At 66.8% G+C, this 13,197-nt stretch carries 17 protein-coding genes, 1 tRNA gene and 1 other RNA gene; 8 read left to right on the top strand and 11 right to left on the bottom strand.

The annotated features are described in order from the left end of the window. Positions 1–44 precede the first annotated feature (44 nt). Together J2Y49_RS05030 and J2Y49_RS05025 are read right to left on the bottom strand one after the other, a co-directional pair. Positions 45–1,508 (bottom strand): NAD(P)H-hydrate dehydratase, encoded by a 1,464-nt coding sequence (locus J2Y49_RS05030; protein WP_310112907.1) that lies wholly within the window; start codon positions 1,506–1,508, stop codon positions 45–47. 177 nt (positions 1,509–1,685) lie between these two features. Continuing rightward, positions 1,686–1,761: transfer RNA gene (locus J2Y49_RS05025), tRNA-His, on the bottom strand. A 368-nt stretch (positions 1,762–2,129) separates the two neighbouring features. Here J2Y49_RS05025 and J2Y49_RS05020 point away from each other — a divergent pair. Together J2Y49_RS05020 and glnA are read left to right on the top strand one after the other, a co-directional pair. Continuing rightward, the gene (locus tag J2Y49_RS05020) at positions 2,130–2,468 is read left to right on the top strand and encodes a P-II family nitrogen regulator (protein WP_012974531.1); all 339 of its coding nucleotides are present in this window, start codon (positions 2,130–2,132) and stop codon (positions 2,466–2,468) included. Positions 2,469–2,762: 294 nt separating this feature from the next. Further along, positions 2,763–4,172 (top strand): type I glutamate--ammonia ligase, encoded by a 1,410-nt coding sequence (gene glnA, locus J2Y49_RS05015; protein WP_310112905.1) that lies wholly within the window; start codon positions 2,763–2,765, stop codon positions 4,170–4,172. Positions 4,173–4,218: 46 nt separating this feature from the next. Here the strand turns inward: glnA and J2Y49_RS05010 are convergent, their stop codons facing one another. After that, on the bottom strand, positions 4,219–4,512 hold the full coding sequence (locus tag J2Y49_RS05010) for a hypothetical protein (protein WP_310112904.1): 294 nt from the start codon (positions 4,510–4,512) through the stop codon (positions 4,219–4,221). 177 nt (positions 4,513–4,689) lie between these two features. Between J2Y49_RS05010 and J2Y49_RS05005 the strand changes: the two genes are divergently transcribed. Further along, positions 4,690–4,884 (top strand): hypothetical protein, encoded by a 195-nt coding sequence (locus J2Y49_RS05005; RefSeq protein ID WP_111066590.1) that lies wholly within the window; start codon positions 4,690–4,692, stop codon positions 4,882–4,884. 74 nt (positions 4,885–4,958) lie between these two features. After that, on the top strand, positions 4,959–5,159 hold the full coding sequence (locus J2Y49_RS05000) for a hypothetical protein (RefSeq protein WP_310112901.1): 201 nt from the start codon (positions 4,959–4,961) through the stop codon (positions 5,157–5,159). A 165-nt stretch (positions 5,160–5,324) separates the two neighbouring features. Here the strand turns inward: J2Y49_RS05000 and gatA are convergent, their stop codons facing one another. From gatA to J2Y49_RS04980, 4 genes are all read right to left on the bottom strand, one after another. Continuing rightward, on the bottom strand, positions 5,325–6,806 hold the full coding sequence (gene gatA / locus J2Y49_RS04995) for an Asp-tRNA(Asn)/Glu-tRNA(Gln) amidotransferase subunit GatA (RefSeq protein ID WP_310112900.1): 1,482 nt from the start codon (positions 6,804–6,806) through the stop codon (positions 5,325–5,327). Beyond that, positions 6,806–7,093 carry an Asp-tRNA(Asn)/Glu-tRNA(Gln) amidotransferase subunit GatC gene (gene gatC / locus J2Y49_RS04990; protein WP_014248134.1) on the bottom strand — a complete coding sequence of 96 codons (288 nt, stop codon included), beginning with the start codon at positions 7,091–7,093 and terminating at the stop codon, positions 6,806–6,808. Before gatC ends, gatA begins: the two co-directional genes overlap by 1 nt. A gap of 88 nt (positions 7,094–7,181) precedes the next feature. Beyond that, positions 7,182–7,499, bottom strand: a complete 318-nt coding sequence (locus tag J2Y49_RS04985) for a hypothetical protein (RefSeq protein ID WP_310112899.1) — start codon at positions 7,497–7,499, stop codon at positions 7,182–7,184. A 133-nt stretch (positions 7,500–7,632) separates the two neighbouring features. Next, positions 7,633–8,175 (bottom strand): GNAT family N-acetyltransferase, encoded by a 543-nt coding sequence (locus J2Y49_RS04980; RefSeq protein WP_310112898.1) that lies wholly within the window; start codon positions 8,173–8,175, stop codon positions 7,633–7,635. A gap of 73 nt (positions 8,176–8,248) precedes the next feature. On the opposite strand from J2Y49_RS04980, the gene ruvX reads away from it, so the two are divergent. Next, positions 8,249–8,791: a Holliday junction resolvase RuvX gene (ruvX, locus tag J2Y49_RS04975; RefSeq protein WP_409017798.1), complete on the top strand. Its 543-nt coding sequence runs from the start codon at positions 8,249–8,251 to the stop codon at positions 8,789–8,791. A gap of 20 nt (positions 8,792–8,811) precedes the next feature. Here ruvX and J2Y49_RS04970 read toward each other — a convergent pair whose 3' ends face one another. Both J2Y49_RS04970 and thyX read right to left on the bottom strand, forming a co-directional pair. Further along, complete coding sequence (locus tag J2Y49_RS04970) at positions 8,812–9,246, bottom strand: tetratricopeptide repeat protein (RefSeq protein WP_310112897.1); 435 nt, start codon at positions 9,244–9,246, stop codon at positions 8,812–8,814. Positions 9,247–9,262: 16 nt separating this feature from the next. Beyond that, complete coding sequence (thyX, locus tag J2Y49_RS04965) at positions 9,263–10,204, bottom strand: FAD-dependent thymidylate synthase (protein WP_310112895.1); 942 nt, start codon at positions 10,202–10,204, stop codon at positions 9,263–9,265. 116 nt (positions 10,205–10,320) lie between these two features. Between thyX and ssrA the strand changes: the two genes are divergently transcribed. From ssrA to J2Y49_RS04950, 3 genes are all read left to right on the top strand, one after another. Further along, positions 10,321–10,681, top strand: a transfer-messenger RNA (tmRNA) gene (gene ssrA, locus J2Y49_RS04960). Positions 10,682–10,759: 78 nt separating this feature from the next. After that, positions 10,760–11,257, top strand: a complete 498-nt coding sequence (locus J2Y49_RS04955; protein WP_310112893.1) for a ClpXP protease specificity-enhancing factor SspB — start codon at positions 10,760–10,762, stop codon at positions 11,255–11,257. 13 nt (positions 11,258–11,270) lie between these two features. After that, the gene (locus tag J2Y49_RS04950; protein WP_310112891.1) at positions 11,271–11,633 is read left to right on the top strand and encodes a TfoX/Sxy family protein; all 363 of its coding nucleotides are present in this window, start codon (positions 11,271–11,273) and stop codon (positions 11,631–11,633) included. A 63-nt stretch (positions 11,634–11,696) separates the two neighbouring features. Here J2Y49_RS04950 and J2Y49_RS04945 read toward each other — a convergent pair whose 3' ends face one another. Then, positions 11,697–12,392, bottom strand: a complete 696-nt coding sequence (locus J2Y49_RS04945) for a COQ9 family protein (protein WP_310112889.1) — start codon at positions 12,390–12,392, stop codon at positions 11,697–11,699. Positions 12,393–12,416: 24 nt separating this feature from the next. After that, positions 12,417–12,998, bottom strand: a complete 582-nt coding sequence (def, locus tag J2Y49_RS04940; RefSeq protein ID WP_310112887.1) for a peptide deformylase — start codon at positions 12,996–12,998, stop codon at positions 12,417–12,419. Positions 12,999–13,197: the final 199 nt, after the last annotated feature.

Genomic DNA, 13,197 nt, shown 5'->3' with positions numbered 1-13,197 from the left:
TGGAGGTACCTCCAACGTCGCGCTTGAGCGGCCTTTGGCAGGTGTCAGCCTTGTGCCTTCAATGCCTTCAGCACACCGGAAAGCGCCCCCGCCAGATCGTCGGAGATCAGGCCGGGGCCGAGCGCGCGCCCGGCCTCGCCATGCAACCAGACGGCGGTGCAGGCGGCTTCGAACCCGTCCATCCCCTGCGCCAGCAGGCCCAGCACGATGCCGGCCAGCACGTCGCCGGTCCCGGCGGTCGCCAGATCGGGCGGCGCGTTGACGTTGACCACGGCGCGGCCGTCGGGCGCGGCGACCACCGTGTCCGCCCCCTTCAGCACCACCACGGCACCCGACCGGGCGGCGGCGGCACGCACCCGCGACAGCTTGTCGCCGTCCATGCCGACCGAATCGCCGAAAAGGCGGGCGAACTCCCCCTCATGCGGAGTCAGGACGCAGCGCTTGTCCAACCGATCGAGCAGTTCGTCCGCCGATTCGGCGAAGCTGGTCAGCGCATCGGCGTCCAGCACACAGGCCTTGCGGGCATCCAGCGCGGCCATCACCGCGGCGCGGGTCTGTGCGCCCCTGCCCGCTCCCGGCCCGATCAGCACCGCGTTCTTCCGCTGGTCCTGCAGCAGGCTGGCGAAGGCGCCGTCATCCTCCAGCGGGTCGACGATCACGCTGGCGCATCCGGCGGCATAGACCGGGAAGGCCTCCTGCGGGCAGGCGATGGTGACCAGCCCGGCCCCGGCCCGCAATGCCGCGACCGAGGCAAGCCGCGCCGCCCCGGTCATCCGCGCACCGCCGAGAACCACGGCATGGCCGCGCGCATATTTGTGGCCGTCCAGCGCCGGCCAGGGGAAGCGATGATGCCACAGCGACGGCTCGTTGACGGCGGTCTGCGGGGCGATGCCGTCCAGCACGCGCTCCGGAATGCCGATGTCGGCGACCACCACTTCGCCGCACAGGGTACGGCCGGGCAACAGCACATGGCCGGGCTTGCGGCGGAAGAAGGTGACGGTCAGCGCCGCCTGGGGCGCGGCGCCCAGCACCCGGCCGCTGTCTCCGTGCAGGCCGCTCGGCACGTCCACCGCCACCACCGTGAGCCCTTCCATCGCCTCGACGATGGCGCGGGCGTGGCCGTCGAGCGGCCGGGACAGGCCGGCGCCGAACAGCGCGTCGATGACCAGGGGATTGCCCTTGAGGATGTAGGGATCGGCCGCTTCGATCGGACCGGGCCAGCGGTCTGCAGCCACCGCGGCGTCGCCCGTGAGTGCCGAGCGTGTGCCGAGCAGCGCCAGCCGCACCGGCCAGCCGGCCTCCAGCAGGAGCCGGGCGATCACGAAGCCGTCGCCGCCATTGTTCCCGGGGCCGCAGAGCACGGCGGTCGGATGCGGCGCCCAGCGTTCGCACACCGCGCGGACCACGGCGGCGCCGGCGGCCTCCATCAGGGCCGGGCCGGGCACCCCGGCGGCGATGGCCAACTGATCGGCCCGATACATCTCCGCGACGGACAGAAGCTCATCCATCCCTCACTCCCCGGCACTGCGTTCCGTTGCGGGCGAACTCGCACGCCCCCACTCTACCCCTGGGGTGCGTCTTTGCCCGCAACGGACGATGCAGACAAGCATAAACGCCCGCGAGACGGCCAGTAAGCCGTGCGGACGATAAGAAGAACGGATTTTAAGAGGAAAGGAAAGGGAAGATGGGGCGATGGATGGGACTCGAACCCACGACCACTCGGACCACAACCGAGGGCTCTACCAACTGAGCTACCACCGCCGCCGTCAGCGTTTCCGCCGTCGGGAGCCGCGTTATCCTCCACCTCGGCTTTCCGGTCAAGCGCCTTTTTCGCGAAAAGTGAAAAAACTTCTTTCGGGGTCGGAGCCCACCCCTTTCGCCCGTAACTGCCGCCTTCGATGACGCTCAGGCAGAGGAGCGCTTGCGCCTGTTGCACAAATATTGTTCACTCCGCTGAATCCTTCGGCAGCACCCTGCCCCATCGGACGGCATCCGACCGTCTTATGACCAGCGTCGATGCCGCCGGACCGGATCGGCCGAATGTGGCACGCTCCATGCTTACCGTCGTCGCTGTCGGCAGTGCCGTGGACGGTGCCTGCCGGCGTTGGCACCTCGTACACGAGAGACCCATGAAGAAGATCGAAGCCATCATCAAGCCGTTCAAACTCGACGAGGTGAAGGAAGCCCTTCACGAGGTCGGGATCAAGGGGATCACCGTCACCGAAGCCAAGGGCTTCGGCCGCCAGAAGGGCCACACCGAACTTTACCGCGGCGCGGAATATGTCGTGGACTTCCTGCCGAAGGTGAAGATCGAGGTGGTGATGGAAGACTCCCTGGTGGAACGGGCGATCGAGGCGATCCAGCAGGCCGCCCATACCGGCCGCATCGGCGACGGCAAGATCTTCGTCACGCCCGTGGAGGAAGTGGTCCGCATCCGCACCGGCGAAAAGGGTGCCGACGCGATCTGATCGCGTCCGGCCATCCCGTCCGACCTTCCAACCGGCTCCCTTCCGACCAGCATCCGCCAACATGCGCCGTTTTCCCCATCCCCTCGCGCCGGCCCCTGCCGCACCCTTCGCCGAACGGCCGATGGCCGCCTATGGCGAACGTGCGACTTTTTGGGTTGGCGCGTTGTACGGGGAAGAAAGGCGTGAGATAACGTCCGCCGCGAGCGCCGCCCTCCGCCGCCGAAGCCCCGAAAGGGCTGGGGCTGCGGCTTGACGCAGCGGGATCCAACCCTCTTAAAGCGTGGAAAAAGAGACATGTCCGACATCAGCAAGGTCTTCGACCTGATCAAGGAACACGACGTCAAGTACGTGGACCTGCGCTTCACCGACCCGCGCGGCAAGCTGCACCACACGGCCCAGCACGTCTCGACCATCGACGAGGACGTGTTCGAAGACGGCATCATGTTCGACGGTTCCTCGATCGCCGGCTGGAAGGGCATCGAAGAGTCGGACATGATCCTGAAGCTGGACCCGACGACGGCCATCATGGACCCGTTCGCCGCCCAGCCGACGCTGAACATCCTCTGCGACGTCTACGATCCGGGCACCGGCGGCGCCTACGCCCGCTGCCCGCGCGGCATCGCCAAGGCCGCCGAGAAGTACACCGCGTCGGCCGGCATCGGCGACACCGTCTTCTTCGGTCCGGAAGCCGAGTTCTTCGTGTTCGACGACGTCAAGTACTCCGTCGACATGAACAAGGTGTCCTACGAGTTCGCCTCTGACGAAGGCTCCTATTCGTCGGGCAAGGAGTATGAGGACGGCAACCTGGGCCACCGCCCGGGCACCAAGGGCGGCTATTTCCCGGTCGCCCCGATCGACAGCTGCAACGACCTGCGCGCCGAGATGCTGAGCGTCCTGGCCGAGATGGGCGTTCCGGTCGAGAAGCACCACCACGAGGTGGCCGCCGCACAGCACGAACTGGGCATCAAGTTCGACACGCTGGTCCGCACCGGCGACAACATGCAGTACTACAAGTACGTGGTGCACAACGTCGCCCACGCCTATGGCAAGACCGCGACCTTCATGCCGAAGCCGGTCTTCGGCGACAACGGTTCGGGCATGCACTGCCACCAGTCGATCTGGAAGGACGGCCAGCCGCTGTTCGCCGGCAACCAGTACGCCGACCTGTCGGAGCTGGCGCTGTACTACATCGGCGGCATCATCAAGCACGCCAAGGCGCTGAATGCCTTCACCAACCCGTCGACCAACAGCTACAAGCGTCTGGTCCCGGGCTATGAGGCCCCGGTTCTGCTGGCCTACTCGGCCCGCAACCGTTCGGCGTCCTGCCGCATCCCGTACGTTGCCTCGCCGAAGGGCAAGCGCGTCGAGGTCCGCTTCCCGGATCCGTCGGCCAACCCGTACCTGGCCTTCGCCGCCATGCTGATGGCCGGCCTGGACGGCATCCAGAACAAGATCCATCCTGGCGACGCGATGGACAAGAACCTGTACGATCTGCCGCCGGAAGAGCTGGCCAAGGTCCCGACCGTCTGCGGCTCGCTGCGCGAAGCCCTGAACTCGCTCCGCGAGGACAACGAGTTCCTGCGCAAGGGCGACGTCTTCACGCAGGACATGATCGACGGCTACATCGACCTCCGCACGGAAGAGATGATGGCCTTCGAGACCATGCCGCACCCGATCGAGTACAAGATGTATTACTCGGTCTGATGTTGCCTCGCGGCGTCCGGCAATGGGCGCCGCGGTCGGTCACGCATCATTCGAAAGCCGCTCCCGGTTCGCGCCGGGGGCGGTTTTCTTTTTTGGCCTGTTCAATCCAGACGCCGACATCGGGCGGCGCGCAGCCCTTGCGTTCGGCGCAGTCCGCCTTGGCGCAGGTGCAGGCCGGAAATAGGCAGCCGTCGCCGTTCAGGTCGGTTGCCCGCACCGCGAGGTCGTAGCGGACGCCGCGCATGATGGCGGGGCCGGCGGTGCTGTGGCGCTCGTAATGCTCCACGACATGGCGGACGCGGGTGAGCAGTTCTCGCCGTTGATCCTGTCCTGGGTCCATGCACTCGCCCCCAATCGCCGGTGATTGCAGCCAAGAACAGGGACGCCCGAAAGCCGCGCCCTGTTCCGGCATCCAAGCGCAGTACGGCGCAAGAGGAATTCAACGCACAGGAATGATGCGGCAGCCCGGCTGTTGGCACGCCAGTGACCGAGATGAGTGACCAGGATGGGAGAGAGCATGATGGATCGTGATCGGCTGCACCGCGTCGCCAAGGCGCTGGGCGACGTCCGCCTCTATGAAAAGCACCACACCGGTGAGTTCATCACCATGCGCCTGCGCGACTCCCTGGCCGACACCCCCGGCTATGACGAGGAGGAGGTCGACAAGAAGCTGCTGGAATTGGCGCGGGTCGCGCTTGAGGCGGCGGAATAAGCGCGGCGGGGGTGACGAAGCGGCGCATGGGCTGTTGGTGGGGGTGAAGCGTCCACCAGAGGGAGACTGCCGCCATGGCCGAAGAGAAGACGTCCGATATGCCGCAGAACGATCGGGCCGGCAGCGACCGTCCCGCCGCCAAGCCGATCCCGGTGAAGCCGGCGGTCGAGCCGATGAGCGACAAGGACGAAGCACCGCCGGGCACGCCGGGCACGGGCGAGAACATCGATCCGAAGACCGGCGAGAGCTATGTGCAGGGGATCGGCGGGGCTTGATGGGTAGGCGTCGGCTTACGAAGCCCCCTCCCTAACCCTCCCCCGCTCTCGCGGGAGAGGGGATCATCGTCCCATTGCGAACTCATTTGTTCCTGCCAAAGCTCAATCACAAACGAAAACGGCCGGCTCCTGCGAGCCGGCCCTTTCGCTGTCACGTCGCCCGCGTCACGCCATGAAGGGCGGAACCGCGGTGAAGTTGGCGGCCTTCTCGACGACATGGCCGACACGCAGCAGCGTCTCCTCGTCGAAGGGGCGGCCGATCAGCTGGAGGCCGAGCGGCAGGCCGTCGGCGCCGAGACCGGCGGGGACCGACATGGCCGGCAGGCCGGCGAGATTGATCGGAACGGTAAAGACGTCGTTCAGGTACATCTGCACCGGATCGTCCATCTTCTCGCCGATGGCGAAGGGCGTGCTGGGAGCAGTCGGCGTCAGGATGACGTCGCAGCTCTTGAACGCCTCGTCGAAGTCCCACTTGATGCGCGTGCGCACCTGACGGGCCTTGTTGTAGTAGGCGTCGTAATAGCCGGCCGACAGCACATAGGTGCCGATCAGGATGCGGCGCTGCACTTCCTTGCCGAAGCCGGCGCCGCGGGTGTTCTCGTACATCTCCTTGAGGTTGCCGCCCTCGACCCGCAGGCCGTAGCGCACGCCGTCATAGCGCGCGAGGTTGGACGACGCCTCGGCCGGGGCGATGATGTAGTAGGCGGCCAGCGCGTATTTGGTGTGCGGCAGGCTGACCTCGACCGGCTCGGCGCCGGCCTCCTTCAGCCAGGCGATGCCCTGGTCCCACAGCGCGGCGATCTCCGGCGACAGGCCCTCGACCCGGTATTCCTTCGGAATGCCGACGCGCAGGCCGCGGATGTCACCCGTCAGCGCGGCGCGGAAATCCGGCACCGGCATGTCGACCGAGGTGGAGTCCTTCGGATCGAAGCCGCACATGGAGCGCAGCATGATCGCCGCATCCTCGACCGTGCGGGTCATCGGCCCGGCCTGATCCAGCGAGGAGGCGTAGGCGACGATGCCCCAGCGCGAGCAGCGGCCATAGGTCGGCTTGATGCCGACGGTGCCGGTATAGCCGGCCGGCTGGCGGATCGAGCCGCCGGTGTCCGTGCCGGTGGCGCCCAGCGCGGCGCGCGCGGCGATCACCGCGGCGGAACCGCCCGACGAACCGCCGGCAACGATCTTCTTTTCCCAGGCGCCGGGCGCACCGGGGCTCCACGGGCTGACCGTCTCGCCCTGATGGGCGGTGATGGTGGCCGAACCCATGGCGAACTCGTCCAGGTTCACCTTGCCCAGCATGACGGCGCCGTCGCGCCACAGCTGGGAGGTCACCGTGGATTCATACTCCGGCTTGAAGCCGTCCAGGATGTGGCTGCCGGCGGTGGTCGACACGCCCTTGGTGCAGAACAGGTCCTTCACCGCGATGGGCAGGCCGTCCATCGGCCCGGCCGAGCCCTTCGCGCGGCGCTCGTCGCTGGCCTTGGCCATCGACAGGGCGGCGTCGGGGGTCTCGGTGATGAAGATGTTGAAGGGGCGCACGGCCTCGACCGCGCGCACATGCGCCTCGGTCAGCTCGACCGCGGTGAAGTCCTTCTTGGCGAGGCCGTCGAGGGCCTCCGCCATCGTCAGATGCGTGAGCGCCGTCATCACTCGACCACCTTGGGCACGACATAGAAGCCTTCGGCCGTTTCCGGACCGTTCGACAGGACCTGCGCGGCGTAACCGCCGTCGGTGACCTCGTCCTTGCGGCGGCGCAGCTTTTGCGCGGCCACGCTGGTCATCGGCGGCACGTCCTTCGTGTCGACCTCGTTGAGCTGTTCCACGAAGGTCAGAATCTGGCTCAGTTCCCCAGCCAGGGATTCCAGTTCCTCGTCCGGCACCTTGATGCGGGCCAGATGCGCGATCTTGGCCACCGTGGCCTTGTCGAGCGACATGCCTCTACTCTCTTCCAAAACATTGGAAATCGGCCGCGAAGCTATCACCCGCGCACGTCCACCGCAACGTTTGCGGCCCGTGACCCGCTCAGAAGGCGTCGGGATTGCCCGCGACAGGGCCGGCGGCCAGGGCCAGCGGGCATCCGCAGGACCGGCAGGTGGTCTGCTGGAGCACCTGCAGCACCCGCGCATCGGGCAGCGTGACCCCAAGCGCGCGTTCCACTTCCACGATCTGGCGCTTGTGGTCGGCACTGGCGCCGCAGGCAGCATCGAGCATGGCGCCATAGTCGGAGCGCGGCTGGGCCGTGATCGCCTTCGCCCCACCGGCCGCGAAAAGGCCGGCACCGCCGGTAGCCAGCCCGGCCAGCACCGCACGCCGGTTCGCACCCGTTCCTGTCCTGCTCATCCGTCCGCTCCGTCGATGCGTCAGGGCTGCGCGTCGAGGGGCAGCCGCGTCCACTGGGGACCGACTATACGCCGCACGGGCCGGGCCGCCAGCGGCCGAATCACCAAAGCCGAATCATCAAACAAGTGGATGCTCAGGCGGCGATGCGCGATGCCGACTGCCAGCTGGCATGGTCCATGCGCAACTTGAACAGTGCGATCGGGTCGCCCCAGGGCGTCACCCGCGTCTCCAGCGCTATCGGCGTCAGGCCGAGCTTGGCATAAAGCAGCAGGGCCGGCGTGTTGGTGTTGAAGCAGTAAAGGGTCAGTTCGGGCAGGTGGTGGTGGTCGAACGCGCGGCCGATCATCGTCCGCACCAGATATTCGGCGATGCCACGGCGGCGCAGGGTCGGGTCGACGCTGACATTGCCGATGCTGGCGGTTCGGCCGTCCTCGAAAGTGGCGTAGTTGGCATACCCAACGACCTGCTCCCGCCCGTTTTCGGACAGGGTCACGACGGTCGGGTCGCGGCGGGTGCCGAGCGTGGCCCGGACCTGATCCGGGGTCAGCGGCCAGACCGCACGCGGGAACAGGAAATACAGTTCTTCCGCACTGCGGGGGAATCCACAGATGGTCGGGATGTCGCCATCGGCAAGCGGCCGGTGCGACAGGATGGGCGGGGTCGATGCGCAGCTCATGATTAGAAGAATAAGTATCTTGAACAACAACTCAAGCGATCTTGCGGTGACAAGGCTGCGGCCCTATGGTCGGGTGATGATCCACACCCTCTCCGAACTCGCTGCCCGCCTGGGCAAAAACCAACGTTTGCTTGGCCTTGACGTCGGCACCAAGACCGTCGGGCTGGCGGTTGCCGATCCGGGACTGATCGTCGCATCCCCGATCGGCACGCTGAAGCGGACCAAATTCACCCAGGACGCCCGCGAGCTTGGCAAGACCATCCGCGACTACGGCATCGGCGGTCTGGTGGTCGGGCTGCCGCTTAACATGGACGGGACCGAAGGGCCGCGGGCCGAATCGGTGCGCGCCTTCGCCAAGAATCTGCTGGAACGCCCCGACCTGCTGGGCTGGGAGGCGGAGATCGCCTTCTGGGACGAGCGGCTGTCGACCTCCGCCGTCGAGCGCTTCATGATCGGCGAGGCCGACATGACCCGCAAGCGCCGCGACGAGGTGGTCGACAAGATGGCCGCCGCCTACATCCTGCAGGGCGCGCTCGACATGCTGGCGAACCAGCGCCGCCTCGCAGCGGAAGCGGAAGAGGACGACCGGGACGACGATTACGACGACCGCGGCTGAAACCAGCTCCCGGCGACAGCTCAATCAGAGACAGCCGGCCGAAGCAGCGCGGCGCGGCGAAGCAGCCCCGCCGGGTCAACTCCCTGTGACCACAGCAGGGCGCCGGCTTTGACCAGAGCGGCTGGCGTAGCAGGGGTAAGCGCCAGTGCCCGGCAGTAGCACCCCTCCGCCAGTGCGACGTGGCCGGCGACGGCCAGCTTTTCCGCCGCCGCCAGCAGGCCATCCATTGCCATGGCGAGATCGCCGTCGAGGTTCAGCGCCCCGGCGAACGCCTGCACCGCAGCCGGCAGGTCTCCCTGGCTTTCCAGCACCAGCCCGTAGGTGGCCCACCAGACGGCGACACCCGGGCGGGCGGTGATGGCCTGGGCGATCAACTCCTGCGCCTCGGCCCAGCGTCCGGCCTGCGCGGCAATCAGGCCTTGGCGGTAGATGCTTTCGGCCTGATCCGGCGTCATCGTCTTTCGTCCGTTCTTACGAGTCGCTGCGGCCGAGCTGGTCCATCAGCTCGCGCCATTCGCGCTTGGACAGGCCGCTGGCCTCCTGCGTCACCGGCTCGCCCGCCAGCAGGCGCTTCACCACGTCCAGCCCGGTGCGCGACAGGTGGGCGCCGCCCATGCGGTATTCGGTGAAGGATTCGTAGACCGCCGGAACCCAGCGCTTCACCACGTCCAGCATCGCCTCGGCATAGACGCGGATCTCGTACTGGGCGTGGCTGTCCGCGCGCAGCGACAGGAAGTGCAGAAGGTTGTGGAGATCAACCTTCCAGTACCATTGCGTGTAGTAGTTCAGCGACAGGTTCATCCGCGCCAGCTCGCGCGCCAGACCCTGGCGGGACGGGTCGATGACGGTGCCGTCCTCGCGCTGGTTCAGCATCTCTTCATAGTGGCTGTAGGCGCGTTCCGAGTCCTCGCGCAGCAGCCGCATGACGTCGGCCGCCTCCTCGCCCTCCAGCACGTCGCCGCGGCCCTGGCGGTTCACCACGGCCTGGGCGCCCAGCTGTTCCGGCGCCGGCACGTAGAACTCGCGGTCGAGGATGGAGTAGCGCGCCGAATATTCGTTCACGTTCGCGGTGCGGTGGCGGATCCACTGGCGGGCGACGAAAATCGGCAGCTTCACATGGAACTTGATCTCGCACATCTCGAACGGGGTCGAGTGGCGGTGGCGCATCAGATACTTGATGAGGCCGGAATCCTCGCTGACCTTCTTGGTGCCCTTGCCATAGGACACGCGCGCCGCCTGCACGACCGCCGCATCGTCGCCCATATAGTCGATGACGCGGACGAAGCCGTGGTCCAGCACCTCCAGCGGCTGATAGAGGATGTCCTCCAGGGCCGGGACGGTGGCGCGGCGGGTGGTGGCGGTGACGGCGCGCAGGCGATCGATTTCGTCGCGCTGCTCGGGCGTGATCGGCATGGTGACTCCGGGGTTACGGTGCCGGCTGTCTTACCAGACCGCGTGGCTGTCGGGAACGGTGAACGAACGGATCCGCCCGCGTCACCGCAACGCATTCGGCGATCATGCACACACACCCCCTTCCCTTGCCGGACGGGAGTGCCTATATTCGCGTCGTCGGTTCGCCGACTATGGCGATAAACGCCTTGTGGAATAAGCGTTGTGGACCCGGGGGCGGTACCCGGCGCCTCCACCAACCATACACCGGACTCGTTGACCGGGGTCGTTGGGGGCGAAATAGGATCGACACGCGTGGTAAAGGCATGGTTTTCGCTCGGCATGGTTCCGCCGTTATCGGGCCGTTGCAATAGTTGCCAACGACAACGTTGCTCAGGCTCGCCTCGCTGCCTAACGGCGGCTGGTAGCCTAAACCTAATCCCCGAGGGTTAGCGCCTAAGGGTGGGGCCGTGGGCCGCCTAGCAACAGAAGGCCCACACTTCTTCTTCCCAGCGTCCGCAACCGGCCTTTCCGCCGGCGGGACGCCAGACCGATGCGTTATCAGGGATCCGCCCAAGCATGCCGAAAGAGCAGCTCCGCTATGACCGCATGGTCGAGACCGCGTTGCGCGGCGTTGTCCGCGACGCGCTGACCGAGGTTGCCGAGCGCGGCTTGCCGGGCAATCACCATTTCTACCTGACCTTCCGCACCGGTTTTCCCGGCGTCGATATTCCGGACTATCTGGCATCCCAGTATCCCAACGAGATGACCATCGTCCTGCAGTTCCAGTACTACGGTCTGGACGTCACGGACGATCATTTCGAAGTGACGCTGAGCTTCAACAACGTGCACGAGCGGCTGGTGATCCCCTTCGCCGCCATCACCACTTTCGCCGACCCGTCGGTGAATTTCGCGCTGCAATTCCAGCCGCTGGCCGCCGCCGAATCGGCGGAGGTCTCCTCCATCCCGCCCCGCCCCGCCGCCGAGCGCGCCGAGGAAAAGGCGGAGGAAGCCGCTCCGGCCGAAGAGCCGAAGCGTGGCGAGGTCGTGGCGCTGGACGCCTTCCGCAAGAAGTAACCGCCTCCCGCAAATGCCCGCCCGGCCGCCCAGCGAATATGTCGCCACGCTCTGCGAGATGATGGCGCCGCTGGGTGACGTGCGGGCGCGCCGCATGTTCGGCGGCTATGGCCTGTCCATCGACGGGCTGACCTTCGCGCTGGTCGCGGACGAGACGCTGTATTTCAAGGCGGACGACGTGAACCGCTCTGCGTTTGCGGAGTTGGGCCTGGAGCCCTTCCGGCCAATGCCGGACAAACCGACCACCCTGTCCTACTACCCGCCGCCGGACTCGGCCCTGGACGACCGCGACGAACTGCTGCCCTGGGCACGGTCGGGGTTCGAGGCGGCGTTGCGGGCCGCCGCGAAGAAGGCGGCGAAGGTGAAGCGGAAGTAATACGCCCTCTCCCCCCGTAATCCCCTCTCCCCAGGGGGGAGAGGGGGACTGACGCATCCTCCCTCAAATATTCTCCGCCATATGCACCGTCGCGTTGCTGGCCTGGGCGCCGGTGGTGCGCTGGCGCATCTGGCGGGCAAAGCGCAGGGGGTTGGGGAGGAAGTTCAGCATCGAGCCGATCTTGCCGACCGACGAGGTCGCCTTGCCCACCGCCATCACGTCGGCCAGCCGGCGGTCGATGAAGGCGCGGGTCTCCACATGCCCTTCCGACTGGTCGTCCAGCCAGTAGAAGGTGGAGGAACTGACCACCGCCGACAGCAGCGCCCGCTTGGTATAGTGGTTGTAGTCGGTGGAGGTGTCGCCGGCGGCGAACCACATGGCGTCCACCGTGCGGTAGAGCAGCCGCAGGCCGAGTGCCACATTCTGCGGCATGGCCAGATAGGAGAGTTGCCGGCGCTTGGCCTCGCGGTAGGGCTCCAGCACCTCGAAATAGGTGCGGACGGCGAGAGAGATGCGCTCGCGCACCTTCATCTCGGCCAGCGGCTGGGCCTCCAGCCGGTCGAGCATCTGGCGGTCGGTCCAGTCGGCGAAATGCTCCACCGCGTCGGTCACGCCGCCGGGGAAGGCCCGCAGCAGCGCGGACGGCTCGTGGCCGGCCATATGGGTGCCGTCGCGCAGGGCCTGCAGGCTCCAGCCGTCGAACACCACATTGGGCAGGCTCGCCACCAGGATATCGTCGCGAAGCGTGTCGATGCTCATAGCCAACTCTCCCTGCGCCCGCCTTCAAGCTCGGGGCGGCGCGTCCGTGGCCGCGCCCGGCGCGGCGGTGACATCCTTAACCGCAGCAAGCGCGGCGTTGATATGATGCATCTCCTCGGTGCAGACGAGGAGCCGCAGATCGTCCATGCGATCAAGATAGAGCACGCCATCCAGGTGGTCGACCTCGTGCTGGACCACACGGGCATGGAAACCGGACGCCTCGCGTTCGATGCGGGCGCCGTCCAGGCCGTAACCGCGATAGCGGATGTGCCCATAGCGCGGCACCAGACCGCGCAGACCCGGTATCGACAGGCACCCCTCCCAGCCCAAAACCTTGTCGTCGGACAGCGGCTCGATCACCGGATTGACCAGGACGGTGTTCGCCACCTCCTCGCCCTCACCGCGGTCGGCGGGGACTCGGAACACGATGATCCGGCGCGACTCCGATATCTGCGGCGCGGCCAATCCGACTCCGGGGGCATCCAGCATGGTGGCGATCATATCGGCCGCCAGCCGGACGACGGCAGGATCCGTCGGGTCGGCGATGGGTTCCGCGATCTTGCGGAGTACGGGATTGCCCATCCGGGCGATTGGAAGCACTGGCATGCCGCTATATCTGGAGTGTGGATGCCGCCGGAGCAACCGTTTCCTGTGGTTCCGGTTTCGGTGGTTCCGGCCGGGCTCATGCTTGTAGGCCGAAGACTCCCCTTCACAAAGGCGATGGGGCGTGCTACACACTGCGCTCACACAAGGGGTGCGCCTGCCGCGCATACCTATTTGTTGCCTTTGCGCAACACGGCACACT

This window comes from Azospirillum sp. BE72, assembly GCF_031455875.1.
GTDB lineage: Bacteria > Pseudomonadota > Alphaproteobacteria > Azospirillales > Azospirillaceae > Azospirillum.
The sequence above is the reverse complement of the archived record's forward strand: the minus strand, read 5'-3'. Positions and strand labels throughout refer to the sequence as shown.

Excerpts from the sequence above, each read along its gene's own strand:
- J2Y49_RS04950 (WP_310112891.1), top strand. The coding sequence starts at position 11,271 with ATGCCCGCCCGGCCGCCCAGCGAATATGTCGCCACGCTCTGCGAGATG.
- thyX (WP_310112895.1), bottom strand. The coding sequence starts at position 10,204 with ATGCCGATCACGCCCGAGCAGCGCGACGAAATCGATCGCCTGCGCGCC.
- J2Y49_RS05030 (WP_310112907.1), bottom strand. The coding sequence starts at position 1,508 with ATGGATGAGCTTCTGTCCGTCGCGGAGATGTATCGGGCCGATCAGTTG.
- gatA (WP_310112900.1), bottom strand. The coding sequence starts at position 6,806 with ATGACGGCGCTCACGCATCTGACGATGGCGGAGGCCCTCGACGGCCTC.
- J2Y49_RS04985 (WP_310112899.1), bottom strand. The coding sequence starts at position 7,499 with ATGAGCAGGACAGGAACGGGTGCGAACCGGCGTGCGGTGCTGGCCGGG.
- gatC (WP_014248134.1), bottom strand. The coding sequence starts at position 7,093 with ATGTCGCTCGACAAGGCCACGGTGGCCAAGATCGCGCATCTGGCCCGC.
- J2Y49_RS05010 (WP_310112904.1), bottom strand. The coding sequence starts at position 4,512 with ATGGACCCAGGACAGGATCAACGGCGAGAACTGCTCACCCGCGTCCGC.
- J2Y49_RS05005 (WP_111066590.1), top strand. The coding sequence starts at position 4,690 with ATGATGGATCGTGATCGGCTGCACCGCGTCGCCAAGGCGCTGGGCGAC.
- glnA (WP_310112905.1), top strand. The coding sequence starts at position 2,763 with ATGTCCGACATCAGCAAGGTCTTCGACCTGATCAAGGAACACGACGTC.
- J2Y49_RS05000 (WP_310112901.1), top strand. The coding sequence starts at position 4,959 with ATGGCCGAAGAGAAGACGTCCGATATGCCGCAGAACGATCGGGCCGGC.
- J2Y49_RS04955 (WP_310112893.1), top strand. The coding sequence starts at position 10,760 with ATGCCGAAAGAGCAGCTCCGCTATGACCGCATGGTCGAGACCGCGTTG.
- def (WP_310112887.1), bottom strand. The coding sequence starts at position 12,998 with ATGCCAGTGCTTCCAATCGCCCGGATGGGCAATCCCGTACTCCGCAAG.
- J2Y49_RS05020 (WP_012974531.1), top strand. The coding sequence starts at position 2,130 with ATGAAGAAGATCGAAGCCATCATCAAGCCGTTCAAACTCGACGAGGTG.
- J2Y49_RS04980 (WP_310112898.1), bottom strand. The coding sequence starts at position 8,175 with ATGAGCTGCGCATCGACCCCGCCCATCCTGTCGCACCGGCCGCTTGCC.
- J2Y49_RS04945 (WP_310112889.1), bottom strand. The coding sequence starts at position 12,392 with ATGAGCATCGACACGCTTCGCGACGATATCCTGGTGGCGAGCCTGCCC.
- J2Y49_RS04970 (WP_310112897.1), bottom strand. The coding sequence starts at position 9,246 with ATGACGCCGGATCAGGCCGAAAGCATCTACCGCCAAGGCCTGATTGCC.